Genomic DNA, 25,778 nt, shown 5'->3' with positions numbered 1-25,778 from the left:
TTATACTATATCGCGCTGATTTAGAGGGGGTGATTGATAAATGGTGCTCATTAGTTGTTAGTTTTATATTTATATTTTTTATTTTATCGATACCTATTCTTATTTTAAATATTATTGCTGATTTCTTTTTATTCATAAAAGATATGATGATGGAAAAACATGAAGTTAAGCAAGAACATAAAAATATGGAAGGAAATCCAGAAATAAAATCGGTACGTAGACAACTTCATCAAGAATTACTCGATGAGCCAATGAAACGTGTGATCCGCGACTCATCAGCTGTTATTGTCAATCCCACACATGTCGCGGTAGGTATCTACTTCGATCCTGATAATGGCATAATGCCAATAGTTTCATTGAGTTGTACTAATGCTAAAGCATTAGCAGTAAAGGCCTATGCCAAAAAAGTTGGTACACCCGTTATTCGTTATCCTGAATTAGCAAGGAAGCTACATCATAAATATCATTTATTTGAAGTGATAATAGATCAAGATTTATTAGATGTTATGGATGTTCTTATTTGGCTAAAAAGAGTAGAAATTGAAGGGTTATCTCGAGAAGAAATGGACTATATCAATAATTAATAAATTTAGTCGAAATATTTATAATTATGAATATAGACGTGTGTTTTATTAAAGTGGGTAATTAATAATTAAGTTAGAATATTATTATTAATTATTCATCATAGATGAAAGGATTATCATAATGTCAGCATATGAAAAAATGTCAGAAAAAGAATTAGATCAGCTCGCAAACTACATTGTTTCTATTGTACAAAATGGCGCATCTATCAAAGATGAAAGTGAAATTCCAGATGGATTTATGGAAGGGATTTATTCATTTGCGTATGATTTTTATCAGAAAGGGAAGTTAGATGAAGCTGAGGCGATTTTTAAGTTTTTATGTCTCTATGATTTTTATAATGTTGATTACATTATGGGACTTGCTGCAGTTAATCAATTAAAAAAGCAATATCAAGCAGCTATCGATCTTTATGCTTTAGCTTATCTAAATGCTAAAAATGATTATCGACCTGTTTTTTATGCTGGACAATGTAATTTATCAATTGGTGAAAAAGAAAAAGCTAAATATTGTTTTCATCAGGTGGCTCAAAATATTAATGATCAAACGATAAAAGAGAAGGCTAATAGCTATTTAGAGCTATTAAAAGATATTCCTCTTGTTGTCCTTAATAAAGAGGAAGAAAAGGAAGAAAAGGAATAATAGTATGAATAAGATTAATCAAAGTAATGAACATAGTAGATTAGCTTCGCCTTTTGTTTCTGAAGAAGTAAAAAATGTTATTAAAAATACTACTAAGCAAGCAAATGCAATTAATAATATAAGTAATTATGTGACTACTCAACAACAGAAGGAGAATCAAAGTAAGTTTGATATACCACTTCTTAGAGTACCTCATGAACAGGAGAGGAATGCGAAAAGAATTAATATTCAAGATGATCCACAATATAAAATGACGACATTTTCACTAGAAAATGATGAAGACAATACTAAGCCTTCCTTAGCAGAAGAAGAACCGAAGAATAATAAAAAAAAAGATGATCATCTTGACGTATCTGCACAACAAAATTCATCATTACCTACTTCCAGTCCCGATCATTTAGAAAATAAAAAATCCAACAAAGATTATGATTTTTTATTTTTACAATTATCTTACCAGCATGTTATACATGAAGATATTTTGAATAAAATTAAAGATCCAGAGAAATTTGATTATTACAGAGATAAATTACAAAAGCTATCTAATGGCATAGATGATTTAAAAGAACTTTTTAAATCTGGCTTCAATGAGCTTGATAAAACCAAAAGTGCTTTTGTTGATTACTGGATGGAAGTTTATAACCAAATAAAAGAAAAGAATTTCAAAAAAGAGTCTGAAGTTAAAAGTTTTTTAAATAATTGCAATATTCCTGATTCATTAATTCAACAGTTATTATTAGGAAATATTCACTCTAAAGTGGATATGGAAAAAGCCCTTGAAGATGTTTTCCCTTTCTTAAACTTTCCTAGTGATTTTTCTAAGCTTTCATTAGATGAACTAGATAATTTATCTAAAAAATTGGATGGTTTTTTTGATGATTCTTTTAATTACCTACCAAATATTTCTTTAAGTGAAGATAAAATCAATAAAATTACTTCACATACTGATGAATTAAAGGCATTGATCAACAAAAAAGAAAGTGAATCAATAAAAAAACAATTAGCAGAAATAAGAGGTCTATTTAAAGAACTGACTATTTCACAAAGTTCCTTGGAGCTTGAAATTGCATCTAACTCTTTATCCGGTATGTCATTACTGACATTTCTGTTATCTAAGACACGTGAGTTGACGTTAAAGGTCATGTTACATCGTTCGGAAAGTGAACAGAAACTTTTTAATGAAATGCAAGAGGTGACTGAAAAATCACTTAAAGATAAAGTTGAAGAGCAAAAATCATTAATCAAAAAACAAGAAGAAATTCAGTTTTGGGCTGGTATTGGTTTAAAAATATTAGGCGGATTATTAACGCTTGTTGCAGGTGTTTCTTCTATTTTTACCGCTGGCTCTTCAATGGTATTAATAGGAGTCGCAACAACCTTATTTGTTGCTGATGCTGGGTTAACTATTGCTGATGAAGTGTATCAATCTATTCATAATAAATCTTTTATGGATGAGATTATGCAACCCATATCAGATGCGGTTATGGAAGCTATCGATAAGGTTAGTGATTTTCTAGTGAGTTTAGTTAATAGTTCTTTGGATGGACTCAAAGAATTAGGGCTAGATAAAAAAATCATCGAAGAGATGAAAAATTCAATACAAGACAAATTGAAAATGGCAACTAAAATACTTGTCACAGTCGTTTTATTTGTTGCCGCTACGGCATTGAGTTTTGTTATTGGACCTGCCATGAAAGGTATTTCAGATGCGGTTAATAAAATATCGAATCAGCAAATTAGACAAATACTAAAAAAAGTGCTCAATGATGGACTTGAAGCGGTATTGGGGAAAATGATCAAAGATATCATTATTAAAGCGCTTGAAGAAGCACTGGAAAAAATTGATAAGCAGTTAGCTAAAGAGATTTCTAAAAAAGCAAGTATTATGTTGAATAGAACGGTGGTTGCTTCTAAGTTAACCAATTCAGCAGCAACAAATACTGTTAATATTTATGGTTCTGTTATCGCGTCAAAAATAATCCAGTCTATTGCCGGTAGTAAAAAATTAACTGCGGTTTTAGATATTATTCAAAAATTAATGGATAAGATAATGGAAACTTATCATGAGAATATTGATTCTATAACAGATATTTTAAAAAACCTCAGCGATAAATCTTCAGTAAGTAATAAATTAAAATCAGACATGATAAGAAATATATCTATTTAAATAAAAAATTAGTGAGGTATAAATATGAGTATGAAGATTAATAGTGATAATGTATCTAATCACTATCAAACTACAATCAATAATGCTGATGAAGGTGAGGGTATTATTGATAGAAATAAGTTATATAAAGAGGTAGCACCTAGCTTAAGTAAATTAACAGGAATAGACAGAGTTAATCTAAAGCCTGTTTTATCTGAACCAGAGCATATAACTAAACCAGATCTTAAACAGATATTAGATTCATTAGAAGTAGATAATGATAATGATATTTACGATCATGTTAAAATAGAAAAAACAGGGATTTTTAATTTTGTTTCAGACGATATGATGAAATTAATAGATCTCATTGTTAAATATTTAGAAACAATGATAAAAAAATTTGAAGCATCCAGAGAAATGGGTGTGATGCTAATGAACATTGAATTGGATATAGCCGATAAAGTAAAAGATAATCTTAATAAAAAAGCCAATATTATGATTGGTTCTGCAATTACTAGTGCTGGAATTTCTATGGCTATACATGGTATGGGAGCCACTTTTTCTATTAAAGGGATGGGGAAAGAGCTTATTGGGCATTCCAATCCAACCATAGTGATGGGAAATACTATTTCATCTTTGGCAGATCCATTAGCAAGGGTTGCAGACCAAACTATGCAATCTGAAAGTAGCACAATTGAAGGTGAACAAAAAGTATTGGATGCGAGAGGAAGTATTAATAATAATGTGATTAATAATAACAATGAGATACAGCGAGAAGTGACTGAAGTTATAAGAGCATTATTACAAGCAATAGAGGCGATAATTCATGCTCAGCAGGATGCAGCTTCTACGATTTCTTCAAATGTAAGAGCTTAATTTAAAAGATAAAATCATATTTTTTTATAAACTTTTATTAATATAAAAGGTTAAGATTATGTCTAATGATATTTCAGTTTATACTGAGGGGATTAACGATTTACCTCATTTAAATACTAGAGTAAATACTGATAATTATTTCGAAAACCTGCTAGAAGATGAGGATTTTTTATCTTGGGAACCTAATCGGAAATATCAAGATATGAATTATGATAATAATAGAAAGAATAAATTTATAGAGAAGTTACCTGATACAGATAAATATTATTATTTAGATGATGATTATAATAAAACCATTAATGATAAAAATAATTTTTTAAATCAATTTTCTAATGATCTAAATGATCTTAGAAAAAAAGATAATAGTTATGAGACTGATTCGTTAAGTGATCTTTTTAATAATGTTAAACAATCTATTGTTTCAGGCAAAGCGGATTATCTAGATGTATTAAAGGATATCTTTTCTAACTACATGAATTTTGTCAATGAACTAAGGCAAACCATATCTAATTTAAATAAATATCAGAAAGCAGGAAGTAAAGAAGGTACGGTGAATTTTGATTTTAAATCTTTTTTTAATGACTTATCTAACATTAGAGATAAATATAAAAATCCAACAGGTACTGTCGACGATCCTTTTGTTTTTAAATCTCGTTTGTTTTTTCAACATCAAAAGGATGGGACATATTTACGCACCATTGATGGCCAAGAAGTTCATTATAGCGATCTACAACAGGTAAATAATGCGGCAGATGCGTTAGAAAAACTATTAAAAGGTATAAATGGAATAAGCGTATCAATACAAAGGCGTGGGGGGGAGCCTGATGTTGACATTGATTGTCGAGGTAGAATTGATTGTACTGACCTAGAAAAATTGCTAAATGATCTATCTAAGAAGGTATCTAACACGGATGATATTAATCAAACAGAATTTGAGTTATTCAGAAAAACCATCGACGCATTAGATAAGAAAATTAACACTAATTTAGATGAACTTTCCAAAAAATACAGTACAGCAAATAGTAATTATGATAATTTTGTTAAGATTGTCAGTAGTACAATGAACACTTTATTAGAAATGGCAAAAGGATTTTTACGTTTCTGATATTTTATTAATAGATTATTTTTTGCATATAATATGGATTTATGAATATTGAAAAATAAGCGCTATTATTTTTTAATAGCGCTTTTACTTATAATTGAGTGAGCTGATTAGAATTTATATTCAGCGCCTAACCAATAATTACGGCCATCTTCTATATAACCTTGTGTATATTGATAAGATTTATCAAAAAGATTATTAATGGAAGCATTAACTGAAATACCATATCCAACATCATAATCTAACCGTAGATCGGTTTTTGTATAGCCAGCCAGTTTATTATTCTCATCTATACGGTTATAAGTCCAACTTTGTGCTTCTTCCATAATAGTAAAGCGCACTTGTTCAACAGGAATAAAGGTTAACCACATATAGGCTTTATGTTTTGGTAAACCTTCAATATGGTCAACTTGCTTTGGATCACTATGGATATAGCTATAATTTAGGCCAAGTTCTAGCCAATCGGTCATTTTCCCTTTAGTACCAATATCCAAGCCTAGATAATCAACACGTCCACTGTTTTGGTTTTGAAATAGCGCTTCACCGTGACGATAAAGCGTATGCGCCATAATGGCATCACTTACACGATTGTAATATAGGCTAGTTTGGTAGCCCCATTTCTCATTGAGATAACCTTCGTAGGTCATATCAAAGGATAATGCGCGTTCTGGATCTAAATTGGGGTTAATAATCCCTCTTGATCCATCTTTGGGTTTTTCGGTGGTATAGCGCTCTTTTTGGGTAGGGAAGCGACTGCGATCAGAGATTGTAAAACGTATATTATCGTCATTGGCTAATGAATATTTAGCCATGATTTCCCAGTTAATGGCATTTTGTTTGTTGTTATCAGCCTTTTTATCTGTATCGATACTTTTGCGCCAGTCGTAACTTATGGCGCCAACGACATCAAGATCGTTACTCACTACCCATTGATATTCTGTGGCTAATGACCAAGTTCTATCTTTAAAACGTACCCAATCACCGTTTTTTTCTTTTTGGGCACGGTGAACGTCATCTTTCCAATGTACCGCAAAAGAGAGCAGATCACTTTCCTCCATATCGATACCGAATTGTAATGCAGCGCCTGTGCTGTGATCATCATAATGGCTATAATCGACCCTATTACCTTTTTTAGGATACATATAAAGGGTATTTTCAAACTTATCATGATAAGCACGACTTTGTAGATTTATGCTATCCGTAAGTTGTGTCACACCACTATAGTAGTAACTCTCTTTATTATAATCTGGCCATGCCCAATATTTATATCGACCTTTGGCATTAGGATCACTATTCGGTGGACTATTTTTATTACCATCTTGTTTTACATAGGTGAGGGTATATTCGTCAGAAGCGCGTGGTGTCCAACCCACTTTGATCATTCCTCGTTTATCATCTGTTGCTGAATGACTACGACGTCCATGTGTCCCCACTGCGTTATTATTTTCATCTGCATTAGGTATGGGGGTAAAACGTTGCTGGAGTTGACTGCCACTAATTTGGATAAAACCATATTCAGTACGTGCTCCTAAACGAGCACTCATGTTATGAGCATAATCAGCACCACGAGCAAAACCTTGCGAATAAGCAATATGACCTTCTAATGGTTTGCGAGGCGTTGCGGTGGTGATATTAATTGCACCTCCCATCAGATTAGGGCCTTGCAGTAATGAGGTATAACCTTTGTTAACTTCGATACTGGCGAGATCGTTAGTGGTAAAACGCGCTAAGTCGAGATTGCCATCATAAGGCACATAGGTTGGAATACCGTCAAAGAACACCGGAACTTGGCGACTATCAAAACCACGTACTTTAAGGGTATATTCGTTACGATTACCTGATTTTTGCATCACAATACCAGGTAATGTTGCCAGTGCTTGTGCCGCATTGACTTTATTTTGTTCGAGCATTTGTTGTTGTGTTAATACATCGGGATTTGCCGCAATAGGACTGCTCCAAACGGTTAATACATCAGGGATTGATTGCTGGTAAGTTGTCTGGGCTATTAGGCTGCAAGGCAGTAGAACAAGGAATAAACAGCATAGAGGTGTTAGTTTCATTATTTTAATCTCAATATATAATTATTTATATAACGATAGACGCAAGTTAAAGTTACAAAGTGAGTGCTTACCTAATGTAGGCACTCATCTTTATCAGTCAATAAACTAATATTTTTATCTGTGTTTTTTATTTAATTTTTAGGGTAAAGGCGAACTTTGATATCACTAGGTGGTGCGTAATAAGGTGCTGATGTCACCATTAAGCCGATCCCTGTTTGGGCATATTTTTCAATAGTATTTAGATTAATTCCCCCAGCGACAGAAAGATGACAGCGTGGGGCAATCTGCGGAGCCTCTTGTTGTAGTAAGGTAATATCTTCAATAGAAAATTTATCCAGTTGTAAGATATCTGGCTGCGCTTTTAACGCTTCTCTTGCTTGTTGTAAGTTATCTGCTTCCACAACAATGCATTTTTCAGGTGCTGCTTGGCGTAACTGTGTAACCTGTTGTAACCAATTATCTGGCTCGGATAAAAAATGACGATGGTTAGCAAAGAGTAAAATAGTTTCAGAACAGCCTTGGCGATGAATAATACCACCACCCGCAAGTACCGCTTGAGTGGCCAGTAATTTTGTATTAGGGATATTTTTACGTGTACAGGCAATTTGCCCTTTAGGTTGGTAGCGATGATAGATTTCGAGCATTTTTGCCATATAGTCACTCACACCACAACTCCATTCCAGCACGTTTTGCACCACTTTCCAGCCTTGGTGTAGTGCATCTGCTCGACCTTCTGCACTAATTAAACAATCACCTTGCTTGGCAAAATCACCTTCTTGTAGATGTGCGGTGACAGTCAGTCCTAATTTTTCTAATAAACGGCAGCCTAGGGTGATTCCACTGACGCAGCCGGCTTCACGACATGTAAAAGTTATTGTGCCTAATTGATGGTTAATATTGAGTGCGCGACAAGTCAAATCGCCATATTGAATATCTTCCAGCAATAAATTATCAAGAAAAGCATCGGGATAATAAATCATAAGGTTAGCTCGCTTTCAGGAACGACATCCCAAGAAACCATCGCCCAATCACGCGTTGGCGATATAAGGGCCACATCATTTTTCATACTTTCATGATAATAAGTGGTTAAGTGTGCAATTTCATTTTCGTTTAAAGGCCCTACAGAGAAGTTAATACTGTCAATAAACTGCTCAAGGCTATTAAAATTATTTTGGCAATTACGGCTACGGATATAATCTACTTTAGGGTGGATCCCCATTTGGTTAAGGATATTGACTGCGTAAATATAGGTCGGCAATGTGGGAACATTGCGACCTAATAAACGAAGAATACGTTGATCAACAAAAGTGGGTGATACAGTGTGAGTGGTATAAACCCGTAATTTGGCTTGGCGATTTAGTTTTAACAGCGCAGCTTTTAAATCCATCACCAATGTGGAGCGTGAAGCCACCGCAATATCACAAGGTGGAAGCGCATCCCAATTATCTTCCCATGAATAATGAAGAAAATTAGCATGATGAATACCCGCTTGTGCGGCTCTACGTTTGGCAACAGTTAGCATGCCGGTACTATAATCTATCCCGATTATTTTTTTAAACTTGTCAGCAACATGAATACTAATAGAGCCAGGTCCACAGCCGACATCCAATAGTGTTTCAGCATCGGAAAAATCCATCATTTCACGAAACTTGATCAAATAGGGATCGTTGGGATTAGCACAGTTTTCTGCCATTTTTTCAGCGCGTTTATCCCAATGTTCAGGCTCTTTTTTGGTTCTTTGTGCCTGTTGCATATGGTTTTTATAAAGCTCAGCAAAATCTGTGGTTTCAATGGTGTTCATATTCTTGCCTATATGGATTGTTATTATCAGGGTAGGCGTAAAAGTGCGCCTGAATATCGGTGGGTTTCACATTATAAAGCTGAGCTAAATGTTCGGGGGGGAGCAAAAGCTCAGGTTTATCTTGTAAAACGTGGCGATGAGGGGTGAGTAAAATCACCTCATCTGCCAGTAAAGCGGCATGTTGTGGATGATGTGTAGACATAAACACACTTATACCTAAGGCTTTTAGTGTCTTAATTTGGTTAATTAGCTTGATTTGGTTACCAAAATCAAGGCTGGCAGCAGGTTCATCCATAATCAGTAATTTAGGTTGTTGCACCAAAGCCCGTGCAATCAATACCAACTGTTTTTCACCACCACTTAACGTATCAAAAGTGCGGTGAGCAAGATGCGAAAGAGAGAGCATTTCTAAGGTTTCCATTGCCATTGCTTTATCTTGTGAGCTAGGCATCGAGAAAAAAGAGATATGTGCTCCACGCCCCATAATCACCATATCAATCACTTTAAAAGAAAAAGGGAGGTGGGTTGCTTGAGGAACATAGGCAATCACTTTGGCTAAATCAGTTGGTGACCACTTACTTATTTCTTTGCCTTCAATGATAATATGGCCTGCAAGACTGGGTAACAAACCAAGTAAGGTACGCATCAACGTGGTTTTACCACAGCCATTTGCGCCTAATAAACAGACAATTTGCCCTTGTTTAATATAAAAAGAGAGGTTTTGGATCAAGGGTGTTGTTTTATAGCCAATTGTGAGTTGTTTAGCTGCAGTGATGATCATCTATCCCGCCTTGTTTTGAGTAATAACATCAGAAAGAAAGGCGCACCAATAGCCGAGGTTAAAATGCCTAAAGGCAACTCAATATTCGCAATAGTTCGTGCTAGTGTATCCGTTATTAATAACATTGTTGCGCCCACAAGTAAGGAAATAGGCAGTTGATATCCGAAGTTAGCACCAACTAACAATCTTGCGATATGCGGAACAATTAAACCTAACCAGCCAATAATGCCCGCAATAGAAACTGCACTCGCGGTGATTAATGTGGCCGATAAAATAAAGATAAGTCTGGTAATTTCTACATTAAGGCCTAAGGAGCGCGCTTCTTCATCAGAAAGGCTGAGAATATTCATTCGCCAGCGTAATAAAATCAGTGGAATAAACCCGAGTAGCATTAAAGGTGCAACAGAGAGTAAATCAGGCGCCGTGATAGTTGATAGCCCTCCTAACAGCCAAAAAGTGATGGAAGGTAGCTGAGTATAAGGATCAGCTAAAATTTTCATTAATGAAATAGCTGAGCCACATAAGGCGCTAATCGCAATACCAACTAAAACAAGAGAAAGGACCGGATCCTGTTGTTTCGCCAATTTGGCAATAAAATAGACTAAAGCAACAGTGATAAGCCCTCCGACAAAAGCAAAAAGCTGAATTGACAACATGGAGTGACCAAGAAAAATACCCAATACAGCACCGACACCAGCCCCTGATGACACTCCGAGAATATCAGGTGATACTAGTGGGTTACGGAACATACCTTGATAAGCCGCCCCCGCAATAGCAAGCCCACCTCCAATTAAAATGGCAGCAAGCACTCGAGGCAAGCGTATTTGCCAGAACACGGTTGCTGTTCGACTCTCTTCAATATGCCCGGTTAATTTGCTACTGACGACTGTCCACAGTTCATTGACTGTAAGTGAATACTTACCACTAGTGATAGCAATAACTACAGCCACTGAGAATAACAGCAACAACAGAGTGATACGTGCTGATTGGCTCATGAAGACCTCATCAACAGCTGGCATTGCTCAGCACTTAACGATGTATGGTAAAAACAAGCAAAGTAATTTTGCAGATCTTGCGTGGCTTGTTCTGCTATTCGATGGTCAAAATGGCTCTGTAAGCGACGCATTCCCATTAAACGGTTGATACCAGGAGGGCCATCTAACCAGCCAAATGGTAAGCCTTTAAATAATAACACTTTATTATTTTTAACAGCTTGGATATTTTTCCATATAGAGTCTTGCCTGATTTGCTGATAGGCATTTTCATCTTGTGTGATGATAACTTCAGGGTTCCACATAAGGAGTTGTTCAGGGGAAACATCAGTAAGGCCAGTAAAACCTGCAATATCAGCGACATTTTCGAACCCTAATAGTTCAATAGCTTCAGTATGAATAGATCCTGTTGAGCCAGTTTGTAGGCCTTTCGCACCACGTGCAAGGTAAAACCGAGGTCTTATTTTTAGAGTAGAAGCAAACAAGGTCGCATCACTAAGATACTGCTCTGCAATAAGTGCTAATGTTTCTGCTTTTTCTGCCACACCTAATAAAGCCCCCGTTTGGCGTAACTGAGTTGGGCTGTCTTTTAAGCTGCCGTCAATTAACACATAAGGTACATCTGTTTGCGCACTAACACGTTTAGCTAATGAACGATAGGTTTCATCAACATTACCACTATCAATAATGATATCTGGCTCTAGCGCCATTAATGTTTCTAAGGAGAGTGTACTACCACGGCCAGACAGACGGCCTAAATGGGGCAATTTACGCAACTTGTCGGCAAATAAGCTACTTTTTCCTAGATTAAGCGAGGAGAAACCTAATAATTTTTCTGGTACTAAAGCCAACAACAGTTGGTCGGTTGGTGGGCCTGCGCTAATAACGCGATGAATATTTTCTGGTGTAGGAAGCACACCAAATTGAGCAGCGATACGTGAAGTGATTGCCGCTCTTGCACAACGTGGCAGTGCTGATAATGCTGCAAGCGTCGTTAAATAACTCAGAAATTGTCGTCTGTGGATAGCCATAGGTTCACACTGTAGTGTTGTTTTATATTAATAATCGTTATTTCATAAATTATATAACGATGCATACTATATTTCCTTTGGCTTAAGTCAAGGGAGAGGCATTCAAAATTAAATCTAAGAAGACATCCGATAAACTTTATTCGAAATAGTGTATAACCTAAGGATATAATCAGGTTTGTTAAATAAACCTCAAGTGCGTATTAATACTGATATTTTGGATAGTTACGATATAAAATGAAAAAAAAACGCCCCTCATTACAGGATGTTGCCGACCGTGTTGGTGTCACAAAAATGACAGTTAGTCGTTTTTTGCGTAATCCAGAACAAGTTTCCGAAGCATTACGAGTCAAAATCGCTCGTGAATTAGACAGCCTGAATTATATTCCTAATCGTGCACCTGATATTTTGTCGAATGCGACCAGCCATGCGATTGGCGTATTATTGCCTTCTCTTACTAACCAAGTGTTTGCACAAGTTATTCGTGGTATTGAATCTGTGACGGATAAATATGGTTATCAAACTATGTTGGCGCACTATGGCTATCAAGCAGAAAAAGAAGAAGAGCGTCTTATTTCTCTGCTTTCTTATAATATTGATGGCTTGATCTTAGCGGAAAGAACACACACACCCAAAACGGTCAAAATGCTGGAAACGGCGGGTATTCCGGTGGTGGAAATTATGGATAGTGTTTCACCTTGTTTTGATTCGGCGGTAGGGTTAGACAATATTGAAGCCTCGCGAAAAATGGTCAGTGAAATGATCCACCGTGGTTGTAAACGAATTATCTATCTTGGGGCAAGACAAGATGAGCGAACATTAATGCGTTTACAAGGATATGAACAAGCGATGCAAGAAGTAGGCTTACCCATAGGTCATGTGATGACACCTAAAAGCTCTTCTTATTCGTTAGGTACAGAACTTTTACATGAGGCACGCAAGCAATATCCTGACTTAGATGGGCTCTATTGCACCAATGATGATATTGCGATAGGGGCTATTTTCGAATGTCAGCGTATGGGGATTGCGGTACCTGAGCAAATTGCTATTTCCGGTTTCCACGGTCATGATGTGGGACAAGTCATGACTCCACGGTTAGCCAGTATTTTTACGCCACGTGATGAAATGGGACAACAAGCGGCGGATTTATTACTAAAAAGAATGAAGGGTAAAATTGCTCGTGGGCAAGTGATTGATGTGGGATTCCGTATCATCACCGGTGAAAGTATTTAGTTATTTATTTGATTATTAAATTATTTTTTTCTTTGGTAGGGTTTTTTTATTGACCCTATTTGGGATTATAGAGTGATATATCCTGACGTTTTTTTGCTTTGTAAAAATCAGTCGTTAACTTATCAATTACTTATGATTTTGTTGTAACTTTGTTGTTTTTCCACAATCTATTTGCGAGACGCTTCACACTTTCATTTCATAGTTTGTTTTGTAGGTTGTTTTTATCTTTCTGGATCGAGTAATGTTACCCGTAACAGTTACGGGTAACATTACAAAAAAGTTAATAACTGCCTAAAGGAGCAATATATGAAAGATACCCAATCCCTACACCATGTCTTTATCTTAATGGGGGTATCAGGCAGCGGTAAATCAGCGGTTGCAAATGGTGTAGCACAACGTATCGGTGCGGCATTTTTAGATGGCGATTTCCTTCATCCTCGTGCAAACATCACTAAAATGGCTTCAGGTCATGCTTTAAATGATGAAGATCGCAAACCTTGGTTACACGCTCTCAATGATGCTGCTTTTGCAATGCAAAGAACCAATAAAGTGTCATTAATCGTTTGTTCCGCATTAAAAAAACAGTATCGCGATATGTTAAGAGAAGGTAATCACTGCTTACATTTTCTCTATTTAAAAGGGGATTACGCGCTAATTGAAAGTCGTTTAAAAGAGCGTAAAGGTCACTTCTTTAAACCACAGATGTTGATTACTCAATTTGAAACATTAGAAGAGCCAACGAATGACGAACCTGATGTTTATGAAATAGATATTTCGCCATCTCTTGATAACGTGATTGAAAATGTCATCAACACTATAGAATCTGTTACTAAACCTATTACTGAGGAGAGTGCGGTATGAGTACATTAACACTGGTGCTAACTGCAGTTGGCTCCGTCCTATTATTGCTCTTCTTTGTAATGTATGCGCGTTTACACGCCTTTATTGCGTTAATGATTGTTGCTATTGGTGCTGGCATTTTCTCTGGTATGCCGTTAGAAAAAATCACGCAAACCATGCAAAACGGAATGGGGGGAACATTGGGTTTTCTCTCCATCGTGGTCGCTTTGGGGGCAATGTTTGGTAAAATTCTGCATGAAACGGGGGCATTAGACCAAATTGCGGTACGGCTACTGAAATCCTTTGGTGAAAAACGGGCTAACTATGCACTGGGTATTGCGGGTTTAGTTTGCGCATTACCTCTGTTTTTCGATGTCGCGGTGGTTTTACTGATCGGGGTGGTATTTGCTGTTGCCCGTCGTACGGGGGGGAATGTTGTTAAAATGGCGATCCCTCTCTTTGCCGGTGTTGCAGGGGCCGCTGCCTTCTTATTACCGGGGCCAACGCCTATGTTGCTTGCTGACCAGATGAATGCTGATTTTGGTTGGATGATCTTAATTGGTTTATGTGCAGCTATTCCAGGTATGTTATTAGCGGGGCCTATTTTTGGTAACTTTATTAGCCGTTATGTGACCTTAGAATTACCGAAAGATTTTGATGAGCCAAGCTTAGGACAAAGTAAAATGCCTTCTTTTGGCTTCAGTCTTGCATTGGTCTTATTGCCATTAGTCTTGGTTGGATGTAAAACCATTGGTGCGCGTTTTGTTGAGCCTGACTCTCAGCTATTCAATATTCTTGAGTTTATTGGTCACCCCTTTATTGCCATCCTTGTGGCGTGTTTAGTGGCTATTTATGGCTTGGCTATTCGCCGTGGTATGAGCAAAGAAAAAGTCATGGAAGTATGCTCTGCGGCTATCCAACCTGCGGGGATCATCTTATTAGTCACGGGTGCTGGTGGCGTATTTAAACAGGTGCTGGTGGATTCAGGTGTGGGGCCAGCATTAGGGAATGCATTAATTGGTGCAGGTATGCCGATTGCTGTGGCTTGTTTTATTCTTGCAGGTGCTGTACGTGTTATTCAAGGCTCTGCGACTGTGGCTTGTTTAACTGCGGTTGGTTTAGTGTTACCGGTGATCAGTGAATTAGGTTATAGCGGTGCACAAATGGCGGCGTTATCGGTTTGTATTGCCGGTGGCTCTATTATTTTAAGCCATGTTAATGACTCCGGCTTCTGGTTATACGGTAAATTTACTGGTGCGACAGAAGGGCAAACCTTAAAAACATGGTCATTAATGGAAACCATTTTAGGTACTACAGGCGCAGTGGTTGGAATGATTTTCTTTGCATTTTTATAAAAATGAGCTGTTCCTTTTTAACAAATGGCGCATCAATAGGTGCGCCATTTTTCATTGCTATAAATCACCATTAAATCTGATAGAAAATAGTTAACAACTGATTAATCTACAGGTCTTATTGTTTTGTGAACATGGTGAGGCTGATATTTTTATGGGTGATTATAATTCACTGTTTAAACAGCATACGGAGTGTAATATTCATACTATTACACTTATTCGTGATTCCATTTTGGCATCTAGTCAGAAATTACAAGAAAAGCTAGCATTGCTGGAAGAAATGGAACATCTCTTTAATGATATGCTTATCAATGCAGAATCATTAGTGGTCTTTTTTAATGAAATTGATGAGCATTTTACTCATAGTAATGAAGAAATTGAGAATTTTGCTAAATGGCTAAATAAAATAAAAGATAGCGCTAATAATATTGATAAACTGTCAAATCAAGCCAATATATTATCAATTAATTCAGCAATAGAGGCAGGACATATAGGTCATGCAGGTGCAGGATTTTCTGTATTAGCACAAGAGATGAAAAGCCTTTCACAAAAGATCCAAAATCAGGCCTCAGAAATAGCGTCTATCAACAATAATGTAAGTGCCCGCTTTACACCAATAAAACAAAATACTCAGAAAAATCAAGAACAATTGAAGCAAATAAAAAATCTTGTTACGGAAGGTCATGCTAATTTATCTGCGCTTGCTCAACAAGCCAATGATTTAAAAAATATCTTTCAGTTTATGTCGATACAACAATTTTTTAATACTGTGAAAATAGATCATGTTTTATGGAAAGAAGCGATTTATATTCACTTATTAAATAATGATGATGAAAATTGTGTTAATCAGCATACTGAATGTCGTTTAGGAAAATGGTACTACCAAGGTGAAGGACGCAAATTTGCTGGCAGTGAAGCTTTTCGTCGTTTAGAAGAGCCTCATAAATTGGTTCATCAAAGTGGGCGTCTTGCATTGGCGGCGAATATGGCCGGTGATCAGGATGCGGTAGTGAAGTATATTCAGCAAATGGAACAAGCGAGTGTTGATGTCATTAAATATATTGATGCTTTACATAATTAATAATGCGATGACTGAGAGTCCACATAACGAGAAAGGAGCTGAGGCTCCTTTTCGTTATAATAATATCTAACTTTTATTAATCAGCGCTGATAATTGGCTATAGAGAGTATTTGCACTACTTTCATACCCTTCACGAGAAAGGTGGACACCGTCCGGCCTTGCAAGATCATAAATAGACCATGCTTTAATTGAGCACTCTCCACCCATATAATCGCGCCAATCCCAGAATAATGTACGCTCTTGTTGAGCGACTTCCTTTTGGATACGAATAATATCGGTTAACCATTGGGGTTGTTGAGAGCGACAATCTGATGCATCTTTATTCTTAATAGAATCCGACGGACCAACTAATAAAATGGCACTATTCGGGGCTTGCTGGCGGATTTGACGAATTTTTTCAACAAGCAGTTGTCGGTAAGCCACTAAATCAAAAGTATCATTAAAGGCTTCATTAGTGCCATAAGCTAAAATCACCATATCGGGATGTAATTGGCCTAATGTTTTACTCCACTGTGCTCCCCATTTATCCATCATGTTAATGGTTGCGCCGTTAATACCTAATGCGGATAACATCACCCCTGGCTTTTGGTTGCTAATTAACCAACCGCCTAATTTTATCGGTTGGTTTTTACTAATCGTAATATTGATTGGGAAGGTGATCGTTGTGGGTTTAGAAAATTGCCATTCACCTTGTGTCTGTGAAAGTGAAAGTGTTTTACTGCCAGCGGATTGTAAATGGATTTGTGAAGCCGTAGGCGCCTTATATAACGCTTGTAATTGGTAACGCTGACCTGTTGTCGGATTTTCATTTAGTTGCAATGCTGACCATTTCGCGACTGGCTCAGCGATAAATCCCCCTAAGGGAAAATCAGGATCGCTTTCTTTGCGACTAGAAAGTAAATCCCACGCTTTTTTACTGCTTTGATATTGGATATTGGCAATACGTTGACCCGCAATAGCGGTAGGGGGAATAAAACCTATACCACCATTGCCATAATCAGCTTGAAAACGTTCACGTAGTTTACCACTGAAAAAATCCGCAGCGGTATGTGAATCACCTAACTGTACGATATGTACCCTTTGGCGTCGTTGCTTTAACTTTTGCGCAAAAGCGGCAAAGTTGGGATCATGGTAGTTGTAGAGTTGTCTTGAACCATCTGCAGGTAACACGCTAGGTGTTGATAGCGTAAGAGATTTATCTTTCTCTTGGTTACAAGCGACTAACAGCGAAACCAAAGCCAGTATAATAGAACGACTGACTAAGGTTCGAGGTTTAAGGATGTGCGTTAATTGTTTCATTTGGCGTGACCATATTTTTGTCTGTTACATCATCTGGCACATCATCAACTTTTTGCAGATGGATACGCGAGAATACCTGCTGAGCAATGATTTGTTGCCCTTTTAAACTAAAGTGAATACCGTCGCCTGCTCTTAGCTTCACGCGGCTGCTACCATCACCGATATAATCAGAATAAATATCTTTTTCATATTTAAACATATCATTGACAGAAAGGTAAATTTCTCCCGTTTTTTCTGCTTCTTCCCGGTAAAGTTGATTTAGATAAGCCATACCTTGAGATAATTTTTGCTTACGCATATTCGGAGGACCAATCCAAATCACACTCACATTATGTTGGCGCGCATTATCAATAATGCTGGCAATACGAGCGCGATATAAGGTGCCCCACGCTTCACTGGCAAATTTTAAATAACGTCCGCCACCATCTGGGGGCATGTCCCAAGGATCATTAGGCCCTAAAAAAACAACCAGTAACTTAATGGAATCATCGCTAGCTAACCGATTAGCAATAGTTTGAGGCCAATTAAAAAACTTAGGATAGGCTAATCCTGTGCTCTGTTTGCTCAAATCAATACTGCTTATATTATAATCTGTTTGCAATTGACGTTTTAATAAGGGGGCAACGCCTTGCATCATTGAATCTCCAGCAAACAGCACTTTGTCTTTGGGAGATAATATGACATCTGTTTTTTGCACAATAGGTTTTTGGGCTTCAGCAGCGGCTTTTGTCAGATCAATAGTTGATGCATTTGCTAATGTACCTTGTGCATATTGACGTTGTAGGAGTTGTGGAAACTGTTGTGTTAATTGCGAAGCGGGGCGAGTATAGCCATTGATAAAATGTAGCCCTACTGCAAATCCTTCTGGAAAGGCGGTTTGTTCTTGACGAGGCGTTATTGGTTTAGCCTGATTATCCGGGTGATTAACTCGCAAATAATCACTATAGCTTGTTACTGCGACAAATACGCCATCTCGCAACTGACCTCCCACTTGCCAAGCATAATATTGTGATAAACCCGACCAAGGGGCTGGGCGATGGTATTGTTGTTGCCAAAAGCGCTCTAATGATGTTTGGTTTAGCCAAATAAGAAATAGTGTGCTGAAGAGCACCATTAAAGCCACTTTTACGGTCTTTTTTAAATTTGAACTGAAATCAAAAGCTGGCATAAATAAATCCCGGAACCCCATCAGGAGACAACATAAATATAATTGTAAGGATCAACGCTAATGGTAGTGGATAAACATACCAAGGCACTTTTTTCTCAAGTCGCGCAATAATTGCCCTTAAAGTGACAAAACAAGGATACAGTAAGAACAGTCCCCAGAACATAAACAGGGTTAGCCCTTCGGCTTGTAGCGACTGCCAAGCACCTGCACTAAAGAGTTGTTGAATTAATATCCAAGCATCATTGACGGTTTGGCTGCGAAAAAAGATCCACGCAAAGCACACAAAATGGAAGGTAATTATCCAAGATAACAACATTTTTAATGATGCTAGCATGCTATTGGCGTCATGTTTGGCGGCGGGGAAAAGGCGGTGTTTGATATTTAATATCACCACACCAATACCATGAATGGCTCCCCAGATAATAAACGTCATAGCTGCGCCATGCCATAAACCAGAGATAACCATCGCGGCAAAGGCATTCACATTTTGTCGAATAACGCCCTTACGATTTCCCCCCAAAGGGATATAAACATAATCGCGAATAAACGTTGATAAACTTATATGCCAACGACGCCAAAAATCAGCAAGATTGATGGCTAAATAAGGTGCATTAAAGTTACGAGGGACAACAAAACCCAGTAATAACGCAATACCTGTCACTAAATTGGTATAACCCGAGAAGTTAAAATAGATATGCCATGCATAAGCATAGGTCGCCACCAGTACTTGTCCGCTAGTGGCTAAATCAGGGGCATTAAAAATAGGATCGACATAATTTGTCGACAACCAACCACTTAACCAAAAGAGCTTAGCGATTGCTAATACAATCAGCATGATAGCCCCTTTATAGTCGATAATTTTACGGGTTGGTGCTTGAATTTGTGGTAAAAATTGTTTGGCACGATTAATCGGTCCCGCCACAATGCTTGGGAAAAAGCATAAGTAGAGCACGACATCAAGAAAAGGGGCTTTAGGGATCTCTTTGCGACACACTGAAACGACATAGCTAACAGAGTGGAAGATATAAAACGATAACCCTAATGGTGCCAGTAGTTCAATAATTGGCAATTCAACACTTAATCCCCACTGTGAGAATAATTGTGTCAATGATTCTTGGAAAAATGAGTAATATTTAAAGGCAGTAAAATAGAGGGCAACTAACAGCCCCAGTAACCAATAAATCACTTTCGTTGATGTATAGCGGGTGAGTATATTGGCTAATGAGTAAATCAAAAGCGTATAGCTTAATAAGATAACAGCAGGACGGTAGTCGACATAGAATAGAAAAGCATAACTTACTATGATGAGTAAGATATTTTGGATCTTAACCTGCTTTTGGAAGAGCCAATAGATAATAAAAAAGCTCGTAAAGGCTCCGAGAAACTCGAATGAAAAAAAATTCATAAATGGCTCTAAGGGTGTGATTTAACAGTCATACCAAATGTGTTACTCCCTATATTATGAATTATTAGCTTGCTTTCAATCAAAAGATTATCTTGTGATAAATAAAAGCCACTTTTCAGATAAATGAAAAGTGGCTTTTGTTTGCTATGAATAGCTATTTAGGACTAACTTTCTCGTTTCGACTGTAACTGAACTTGCGTGATCAGCTTCTTATTTGAGTCGAACATTTCGGTCAGATAATCATTGTAACTTGAACCTAATTCTGAATAGCCTTTCAAGTCGGTGATTAACTGGCGTGGATCGAGTTGCTGTTGCGTCATTCTTTGCTGTGCTCTTGATGAGCGCAGTGAATTATAGGCGCGGTGCGTATTGAGATTACGCATATAAGCAATCACTGAGCCTTCAATATCTGGGTAGGCTGCATAGCCTTTGGTTTTCCCAGGGACATTATTGCAAGACCGGTTACCACATCGCATACCGAATAAGTTATTGTTTTGCTGTGCCAATTTTGATGTTCCCCAACCTGATTCTGTTGCAGCTTGCGTTGCGACAAAATGAGTCGGAATAATATCAACGCGAGTCAGTAACGAATCCCAATTCACTTTTTTGGGGCTGGTACATGTTACGCCATAGTATTGACAGATTTCACGCAGTTTTTTCAAATCTGCGCTGCCCCAGTGTTGGGCTTTACGTTGAGCGGTTAACCACTCACGATCTCTCAATATCTTATTATTAATGTTATCAATAATAGGAACTATGACATTTAAAAACGCTTTCTTACGCTGAGTTCCCGAGGGATATTTTTTCAAATCTGGCAACGAGGTTGTCGTGCTTTTGAATGTATCCGCCTGCAGCATTCGGGAACTGCCGGTACTGGTAGAGGCAAAACTCACACCAGTAAAGAGTAGTGAAATCAAGAAAGCGAAGACGGCACTTGTCCTCATCAATTGAGAGGGCATTGCTTCTCCTCGTTTAACTGGATAAAAATCGAACGAATACTAGCAAATTACTTTTTCTATAGCTACAAAATATCGCCTTACATTAGGATAACTACGAGTGCATTGTTAATAAAATGTATCTTATTTACTGGAACACCTCGTTTTATAATCGCTTTTTTCTTTTAACAAAAAATGTGATTTTTGATTATTGTTCAGTTATTCTTATATAAATTAATGCTATTTAACTCAAATTTATCATAATTTAGCGTTTTTAATATGTCAATTTTGTTCAATATTTAGTCATTTTTTGTTGTTTTTGGTCGAGTTTTTTGATCGATTTGGCGAGCTTTTTCTGCTAAATCAGCAAAATCCGCTTCTTTCCAATAAGTTTTAGGGACGGGTAAATTTGCCATCTGTTTAGTAGGCCAAAGCTGAAATTCTGCTAATTGTTTTAAAGAATAGCCTGCGTAAACATCGGGTAATGTCAGATAATGAGGTGGAGTTGTCTCCCCAAAAGGCAATACCGGATAGCGTTTGTCAGCAAGATGATAATCACGCTTTAATACTAAAAATTTATCGGGTACCCGCTCTTGGCTATTCCACCATTGCCCATCAATTAAATCAAACCACTGCTGGGTGGCCTGACGAGGTTGCGCCTCTAGTTGAGCGAGTGCTGAGGGAATAATACGCTGCATTGATTGGTTATAGTGCTCAAGGTTTGTGGCATCACCATTGAGGATCAGGGTAAGTGATAAGCGCGCCCCCATTAGGTTAGAGTAGAGATCTTCTGGTGAGAATGCGGAGATCCCTTCTGAAAATCCCGCCACAGAGCGATAACCGTACCACTGTGCAATCTCATGCCATACGGCAAGGCGATAAGCTAAACGCGCGGCAAGATAAGCACTTAAGGTATAACGTTGTCGATCACTACTAGGAGGAGTAAAGCGGTTAAAGTGAATTTTACGCTGTGCTAATTCGTCACTGAGTGTTAGCGTCCACTCTTGGCCTAATTTGGGATAGATATGGCTAAAGAGATAATAAGTATAATCTGCGGTATCACGAATATGGGCGATATCAAGAAAGCCCCCTTTATGTGAATAGACTATGCCCGACTTTTCACTGCCTATGCCTAATACTGCGGCAGTTCCCAGCCAAAAATTATCGTTATAGCGATGATCACCTAAAGTAGAAGCTTCAACAATATTATCGATACGATAAAAAGGAATAGGTACTCCCCATGCTTTGACTTTTAAATTATAGCCAAAAGCACAGCAAGGCCTTAATCCATTAGGCGCATCAAGTACGGGGGGCGTTTGCCAAACTTGTGAGGCTTCTTCTTGAGTCTCACTTTCCAGATGAGCAGCAATGGTTTCAGACACAGATGAGGTAGTGCATCCTGAAATGACCAATATGAAGATGATATTAAAAATAGCCAAACGCGTTAACATCAAAATGCCTCACCCACTTGGAAATAAAATCCGGTGCTCTCTTTACCGACACCAAAATCGAGGCGTACATTCATGCGTGGTTTAAATTCAAAACGATAACCAATACCAACACTGGGTAGCCAATGTCCTTTACCGAGATCACGTGCTTGATTACTCAATGTGCCACCTCCGGCCCATAATGCAATACCATGACGCCAACTAAGTTTTTGCCGATACTCTATCTGACTAGAAAAGACATGATTATCTTGATAACGCCCTTCATAATAGCCACGCATCTGATGGCCGTTACTTAATTTAGACAGTTGCGTCCATGGTACATCTCCTGAGGTAAAGCGAGCATAGCTATCAAAGGCGAGTACCGCATCTTCGGTTAATGGATAATAATAGTTGTACTGCATTTGAGTTGCATTAAAACGGTTATTACTACCAGTATCCGATGAATAATGAGTATAGCTAATATCAAAGGCTTGGCCTTGGCGAGCGTTAGGCAAAAAATCGCGACTGTCGTAGGTAAAGCGCACACTTAATCCTGAACTGGTAGAGCGTAATGGCAAATGACGTTTGCTCATATAGGCTTTAAACTCATCATCAGGTGCTGCTGCTTGTAAGTTAGCGTAATCCCAACCTAAGCCAATATAGGTGTTTTTGGTAATTTGACGTAGCAATGTCGGCGTTAAATGTAGCTCTTGTGAACGATATTGTGCAAAGTTCTTTTTAACTCGTCCTTCATGATAGCCTTGTCCCCAAAAGTTGGTCGGCACATTATTTAATGCCCCAGTAAGGTAAAAGCGCCATGTATCATCAGCAAGGTAAGTATAGTTACTAAAAGTCATACCAAAAGCCCCGGTTGATGAACCAAAGCCACTTAATGACAGTGATGAAATTTTACTGTCGGGACGACTATCTGCTTGATAAAGCCCAACAACGGCGATCCCAAGCCCCAACTCTAATTCAGGGGTATAGAAAGGCCCGGGTAAAACGCCCCAGTCGATGGTTTTACTGCGATCAAAATTATTGCTCCCTCCTAGTTGATTTAACCATTGGTCGATTTGTTGTCTATCAGGAAAGAGTTGGGCATTCGCTGTGTGTGAAATAAATAGGCTGGCAAAGGCCAGCCCATAAATAAAAGATGTTTTAACCATTAAAAACGGAACTCACCAGAAACAAAGAAACTATTACGATTATTAAAGCCCACTTCGGTGATCACATTAAAGTTACGGGTGACTTCTAAACGAGCCCCTACCGTTTGGTTCCATTTATGAGCAAGATGTTGTTCAACGTCGAATTTCATATCAGGATCGTTCATTAAGGCGATCATGCCAGCAAACGCTGGGGGAAGATTTAAATTATTGATATTACCTTTAAACCGTTGGGTAATATCTTGATACATGGCACCTGTCCACACTTGTAGCTTGGTATTACCTTGGCCGGCGATTAAAGGTTGAAAAACAAATTCATAGCCAACACGAGGTGAAATGACTAAGGCTTTAATATCCCCATCGAGAATATCAAGATTAGTTTTGGTGTAGTTTAAGTCAAAAGTACCAAAAAATTGATTATAGCCACCGGCTAAAGTAAAACCTGCGCCATAAGTATCACCTTTAAAATCGAGGTTAAAAGGCATACCTTCTATAAAATTTAATGGAAAACCACCAAAACTACCACCTTTAAGTGTTGTTTTTGATTTACCTTTAGTTCGCCCATATAAACCATACACATTCATAAAAGGGAAAACCCAGCTATCGAGTTTTAGCATATGGGTTTCACTTTTTTCACGAGTATGTCCTGCTTCTATTTTTAGAGCATTCGCTGTTTCTGGATTTTTCGGCATAATAAACCCAATTTTATCCACAACAATATCTTGACGTAGATTCATATAGCTATAGCTTGCACCAAATGGCTCTGGTAAATCATAACCTCGGGCGCGAGCTTCATCACCCCAGATAGGTAATACGCGAGATTGGCTTGCAGGAGTACGGGTATCTAACGAACCTTCGCTATTTAACGCAGTGCCGCCGGATTGGCTTACACTTAAAGAGAGCAGAGGGCGATCGCTATCCGCATAAGAAAAGCCAGTAGCAAGAAGAGAGGCAGCAAACATTACCTTATTAAAATGAGAAAAGTTCATATATAACCCACAAAAATAAAAAATAACCAAATAGTAAGTAAAAGAGTAGCGCGAAATTTTAGTCTTTTTCTTATATATGGTCACCAGCTATAAGTGCTAATTGCAGATAAAAATGCTTAGCAATATGTATTATCACGGTATTATCTAAGTGTTTTTAACTAATAATCATCTTTATCTTCAGTTATTCTTAATAAAAGCAGATGATTTTATGGTGATAAATAACGGGGTTTACCAAGCGTGATTGTACTATTTTTGTACAGCTATTGATAAGTTCCGATTAATTGGTCGCATTGATAAGTAACTGCGATAAGATATGTAGGATACCAAACTGAGGTGCAATAACATTAAGGAGTTGCGATGACTTATGATGAATTATACCAATACGCTATATTTATGTTGTCGCGTCGTGATTATGGCACCACTGAGCTAAAACGCCGTTTAGCACGAAGGATCAACGAAGTCGATAAAGCTAAACATAGCACAACCGATGAAAGATGTTTAGAGCAAGTGATCGAGCGATTATTAGAAGGCCAATATCTGGATGATAATCGCACGGTATATGCTTTTTTTCGTCGTTATTTAAGTAAATCTTATGGCCCGCTGCGTATTCGCCAAGAGTTACAGCAAAAAGGCTTTCCTAGTGAAATTATTGAACGGGTACTAGAAGAAACAGAAACTGATTGGTATGCACTTTGCCAAGATCTTAAAGAGAAAAAATTTGGTACAGGTAAACCCAAAGATTTTAAAGAGAGAGCCAAACAAATTCGCTATCTACAATATCGAGGGTTTACTTCTGATTATATCAATGCGTTATTTTAATTGATTAACGAAGTGCCATGGCATATTTATCATCAAACTAATTTTTATAAAGAATAGTTA

General features: G+C 37.7%; 23 protein-coding genes. 10 read left to right on the top strand and 13 right to left on the bottom strand.

The window, feature by feature from the left end:
* The 5 genes from AACU98_RS11915 to AACU98_RS11895 all read left to right on the top strand — a co-directional run.
* Window positions 1-584 (top strand): EscU/YscU/HrcU family type III secretion system export apparatus switch protein (locus tag AACU98_RS11915; protein ID WP_202611326.1); only part of this gene is annotated, 584 nt, incomplete at its 5' end.
* Window positions 585-705: 121 nt separating this feature from the next.
* Window positions 706-1,224, top strand: coding sequence for a type III secretion system translocator chaperone SicA (gene sicA / locus AACU98_RS11910; protein ID WP_004245829.1), 519 nt, complete (start codon window positions 706-708; stop codon window positions 1,222-1,224).
* Between the two features lie 4 nt (window positions 1,225-1,228).
* On the top strand, window positions 1,229-3,388 hold the full coding sequence (gene sctE, locus AACU98_RS11905) for a type III secretion system translocon subunit SctE (RefSeq protein ID WP_017827363.1): 2,160 nt from the start codon (window positions 1,229-1,231) through the stop codon (window positions 3,386-3,388).
* A 24-nt stretch (window positions 3,389-3,412) separates the two neighbouring features.
* Window positions 3,413-4,243 carry a type III secretion protein gene (locus AACU98_RS11900; protein ID WP_161734768.1) on the top strand — a complete coding sequence of 277 codons (831 nt, stop codon included), beginning with the start codon at window positions 3,413-3,415 and terminating at the stop codon, window positions 4,241-4,243.
* Window positions 4,244-4,301: 58 nt separating this feature from the next.
* Complete coding sequence (locus tag AACU98_RS11895) at window positions 4,302-5,348, top strand: IpaD/SipD/SspD family type III secretion system needle tip protein (RefSeq protein ID WP_161734765.1); 1,047 nt, start codon at window positions 4,302-4,304, stop codon at window positions 5,346-5,348.
* A 107-nt stretch (window positions 5,349-5,455) separates the two neighbouring features.
* On the opposite strand, the gene AACU98_RS11890 is transcribed toward AACU98_RS11895, so the two are convergent.
* From AACU98_RS11890 to AACU98_RS11865, 6 genes are all read right to left on the bottom strand, one after another.
* Complete coding sequence (locus tag AACU98_RS11890; RefSeq protein ID WP_161734761.1) at window positions 5,456-7,405, bottom strand: TonB-dependent receptor plug domain-containing protein; 1,950 nt, start codon at window positions 7,403-7,405, stop codon at window positions 5,456-5,458.
* Window positions 7,406-7,536: 131 nt separating this feature from the next.
* Entirely contained in the window at window positions 7,537-8,385 is an 849-nt protein-coding gene (gene modD / locus AACU98_RS11885) for a ModD protein (RefSeq protein ID WP_004249215.1), read from the bottom strand.
* The gene (locus AACU98_RS11880) at window positions 8,382-9,206 is read right to left on the bottom strand and encodes a class I SAM-dependent methyltransferase (RefSeq protein WP_012368467.1); all 825 of its coding nucleotides are present in this window, start codon (window positions 9,204-9,206) and stop codon (window positions 8,382-8,384) included. The genes modD and AACU98_RS11880 overlap by 4 nt, the downstream gene beginning before the upstream one ends.
* Window positions 9,193-9,987: an ABC transporter ATP-binding protein gene (locus AACU98_RS11875; RefSeq protein ID WP_161734758.1), complete on the bottom strand. Its 795-nt coding sequence runs from the start codon at window positions 9,985-9,987 to the stop codon at window positions 9,193-9,195. Before AACU98_RS11875 ends, AACU98_RS11880 begins: the two co-directional genes overlap by 14 nt.
* Window positions 9,984-10,982, bottom strand: coding sequence for a FecCD family ABC transporter permease (locus AACU98_RS11870; RefSeq protein WP_012368466.1), 999 nt, complete (start codon window positions 10,980-10,982; stop codon window positions 9,984-9,986). Before AACU98_RS11870 ends, AACU98_RS11875 begins: the two co-directional genes overlap by 4 nt.
* The gene (locus tag AACU98_RS11865) at window positions 10,979-12,010 is read right to left on the bottom strand and encodes an iron ABC transporter substrate-binding protein (protein WP_004245817.1); all 1,032 of its coding nucleotides are present in this window, start codon (window positions 12,008-12,010) and stop codon (window positions 10,979-10,981) included. The genes AACU98_RS11870 and AACU98_RS11865 overlap by 4 nt, the downstream gene beginning before the upstream one ends.
* A 234-nt stretch (window positions 12,011-12,244) precedes the next feature.
* Between AACU98_RS11865 and gntR the strand changes: the two genes are divergently transcribed.
* From gntR to AACU98_RS11845, 4 genes are all read left to right on the top strand, one after another.
* Complete coding sequence (gene gntR, locus AACU98_RS11860; protein ID WP_004249220.1) at window positions 12,245-13,240, top strand: gluconate operon transcriptional repressor GntR; 996 nt, start codon at window positions 12,245-12,247, stop codon at window positions 13,238-13,240.
* A 306-nt stretch (window positions 13,241-13,546) separates the two neighbouring features.
* Complete coding sequence (gene gntK, locus AACU98_RS11855; protein ID WP_004245815.1) at window positions 13,547-14,101, top strand: gluconokinase; 555 nt, start codon at window positions 13,547-13,549, stop codon at window positions 14,099-14,101.
* On the top strand, window positions 14,098-15,435 hold the full coding sequence (gene gntU / locus AACU98_RS11850; RefSeq protein ID WP_004245814.1) for a gluconate transporter: 1,338 nt from the start codon (window positions 14,098-14,100) through the stop codon (window positions 15,433-15,435). The genes gntK and gntU overlap by 4 nt, the downstream gene beginning before the upstream one ends.
* A gap of 151 nt (window positions 15,436-15,586) precedes the next feature.
* Window positions 15,587-16,513 (top strand): methyl-accepting chemotaxis protein, encoded by a 927-nt coding sequence (locus AACU98_RS11845; RefSeq protein ID WP_004249221.1) that lies wholly within the window; start codon window positions 15,587-15,589, stop codon window positions 16,511-16,513.
* Between the two features lie 66 nt (window positions 16,514-16,579).
* On the opposite strand, the gene AACU98_RS11840 is transcribed toward AACU98_RS11845, so the two are convergent.
* The 7 genes from AACU98_RS11840 to AACU98_RS11810 form a co-directional block, all read right to left on the bottom strand.
* Window positions 16,580-17,812 (bottom strand): SGNH/GDSL hydrolase family protein, encoded by a 1,233-nt coding sequence (locus AACU98_RS11840; RefSeq protein ID WP_017827366.1) that lies wholly within the window; start codon window positions 17,810-17,812, stop codon window positions 16,580-16,582.
* Entirely contained in the window at window positions 17,787-18,980 is a 1,194-nt protein-coding gene (locus AACU98_RS11835; RefSeq protein ID WP_004245807.1) for an SGNH/GDSL hydrolase family protein, read from the bottom strand. Before AACU98_RS11835 ends, AACU98_RS11840 begins: the two co-directional genes overlap by 26 nt.
* The gene (locus tag AACU98_RS11830) at window positions 18,967-20,385 is read right to left on the bottom strand and encodes an MBOAT family O-acyltransferase (RefSeq protein ID WP_004245806.1); all 1,419 of its coding nucleotides are present in this window, start codon (window positions 20,383-20,385) and stop codon (window positions 18,967-18,969) included. Before AACU98_RS11830 ends, AACU98_RS11835 begins: the two co-directional genes overlap by 14 nt.
* A gap of 164 nt (window positions 20,386-20,549) precedes the next feature.
* Complete coding sequence (locus AACU98_RS11825) at window positions 20,550-21,344, bottom strand: protein bax (protein ID WP_004249225.1); 795 nt, start codon at window positions 21,342-21,344, stop codon at window positions 20,550-20,552.
* Window positions 21,345-21,619: 275 nt separating this feature from the next.
* The gene (locus AACU98_RS11820) at window positions 21,620-22,771 is read right to left on the bottom strand and encodes a DUF4056 domain-containing protein (RefSeq protein WP_004245804.1); all 1,152 of its coding nucleotides are present in this window, start codon (window positions 22,769-22,771) and stop codon (window positions 21,620-21,622) included.
* Window positions 22,771-23,913: a BamA/TamA family outer membrane protein gene (locus tag AACU98_RS11815; protein ID WP_004245803.1), complete on the bottom strand. Its 1,143-nt coding sequence runs from the start codon at window positions 23,911-23,913 to the stop codon at window positions 22,771-22,773. The genes AACU98_RS11820 and AACU98_RS11815 overlap by 1 nt, the downstream gene beginning before the upstream one ends.
* Window positions 23,913-24,899 (bottom strand): hypothetical protein, encoded by a 987-nt coding sequence (locus tag AACU98_RS11810; protein ID WP_004245802.1) that lies wholly within the window; start codon window positions 24,897-24,899, stop codon window positions 23,913-23,915. The genes AACU98_RS11815 and AACU98_RS11810 overlap by 1 nt, the downstream gene beginning before the upstream one ends.
* A 357-nt stretch (window positions 24,900-25,256) precedes the next feature.
* On the opposite strand from AACU98_RS11810, the gene AACU98_RS11805 reads away from it, so the two are divergent.
* On the top strand, window positions 25,257-25,718 hold the full coding sequence (locus AACU98_RS11805; RefSeq protein WP_004245801.1) for a regulatory protein RecX: 462 nt from the start codon (window positions 25,257-25,259) through the stop codon (window positions 25,716-25,718).
* The last annotated feature ends 60 nt before the right edge of the window (window positions 25,719-25,778 follow it).

Origin of the sequence: Proteus sp. G4380 (assembly GCF_963885725.1) — a bacterium.
In the GTDB taxonomy this organism is placed as follows: Bacteria; Pseudomonadota; Gammaproteobacteria; order Enterobacterales; family Enterobacteriaceae; genus Proteus; species Proteus mirabilis.
Note: the sequence above shows the minus strand (reverse complement) of the source record. Positions and strands in the feature narration are given on the sequence as shown.

What these genes read in the sequence shown, in the direction of transcription:
- AACU98_RS11820 (WP_004245804.1), bottom strand. Translation starts at nt 22,771, where the DNA reads ATGTTAACGCGTTTGGCTATTTTTAATATCATCTTCATATTGGTCATT.
- AACU98_RS11805 (WP_004245801.1), top strand. Translation starts at nt 25,257, where the DNA reads ATGACTTATGATGAATTATACCAATACGCTATATTTATGTTGTCGCGT.
- AACU98_RS11825 (WP_004249225.1), bottom strand. Translation starts at nt 21,344, where the DNA reads ATGCCCTCTCAATTGATGAGGACAAGTGCCGTCTTCGCTTTCTTGATT.
- AACU98_RS11835 (WP_004245807.1), bottom strand. Translation starts at nt 18,980, where the DNA reads ATGCCAGCTTTTGATTTCAGTTCAAATTTAAAAAAGACCGTAAAAGTG.
- gntK (WP_004245815.1), top strand. Translation starts at nt 13,547, where the DNA reads ATGAAAGATACCCAATCCCTACACCATGTCTTTATCTTAATGGGGGTA.
- sctE (WP_017827363.1), top strand. Translation starts at nt 1,229, where the DNA reads ATGAATAAGATTAATCAAAGTAATGAACATAGTAGATTAGCTTCGCCT.
- AACU98_RS11815 (WP_004245803.1), bottom strand. Translation starts at nt 23,913, where the DNA reads ATGGTTAAAACATCTTTTATTTATGGGCTGGCCTTTGCCAGCCTATTT.
- sicA (WP_004245829.1), top strand. Translation starts at nt 706, where the DNA reads ATGTCAGCATATGAAAAAATGTCAGAAAAAGAATTAGATCAGCTCGCA.
- AACU98_RS11840 (WP_017827366.1), bottom strand. Translation starts at nt 17,812, where the DNA reads ATGAAACAATTAACGCACATCCTTAAACCTCGAACCTTAGTCAGTCGT.
- AACU98_RS11870 (WP_012368466.1), bottom strand. Translation starts at nt 10,982, where the DNA reads ATGAGCCAATCAGCACGTATCACTCTGTTGTTGCTGTTATTCTCAGTG.
- modD (WP_004249215.1), bottom strand. Translation starts at nt 8,385, where the DNA reads ATGATTTATTATCCCGATGCTTTTCTTGATAATTTATTGCTGGAAGAT.
- gntU (WP_004245814.1), top strand. Translation starts at nt 14,098, where the DNA reads ATGAGTACATTAACACTGGTGCTAACTGCAGTTGGCTCCGTCCTATTA.
- AACU98_RS11880 (WP_012368467.1), bottom strand. Translation starts at nt 9,206, where the DNA reads ATGAACACCATTGAAACCACAGATTTTGCTGAGCTTTATAAAAACCAT.
- AACU98_RS11900 (WP_161734768.1), top strand. Translation starts at nt 3,413, where the DNA reads ATGAGTATGAAGATTAATAGTGATAATGTATCTAATCACTATCAAACT.
- AACU98_RS11890 (WP_161734761.1), bottom strand. Translation starts at nt 7,405, where the DNA reads ATGAAACTAACACCTCTATGCTGTTTATTCCTTGTTCTACTGCCTTGC.
- AACU98_RS11865 (WP_004245817.1), bottom strand. Translation starts at nt 12,010, where the DNA reads ATGGCTATCCACAGACGACAATTTCTGAGTTATTTAACGACGCTTGCA.
- AACU98_RS11830 (WP_004245806.1), bottom strand. Translation starts at nt 20,385, where the DNA reads ATGAATTTTTTTTCATTCGAGTTTCTCGGAGCCTTTACGAGCTTTTTT.
- AACU98_RS11810 (WP_004245802.1), bottom strand. Translation starts at nt 24,899, where the DNA reads ATGAACTTTTCTCATTTTAATAAGGTAATGTTTGCTGCCTCTCTTCTT.
- AACU98_RS11875 (WP_161734758.1), bottom strand. Translation starts at nt 9,987, where the DNA reads ATGATCATCACTGCAGCTAAACAACTCACAATTGGCTATAAAACAACA.
- AACU98_RS11895 (WP_161734765.1), top strand. Translation starts at nt 4,302, where the DNA reads ATGTCTAATGATATTTCAGTTTATACTGAGGGGATTAACGATTTACCT.
- gntR (WP_004249220.1), top strand. Translation starts at nt 12,245, where the DNA reads ATGAAAAAAAAACGCCCCTCATTACAGGATGTTGCCGACCGTGTTGGT.
- AACU98_RS11845 (WP_004249221.1), top strand. Translation starts at nt 15,587, where the DNA reads ATGGGTGATTATAATTCACTGTTTAAACAGCATACGGAGTGTAATATT.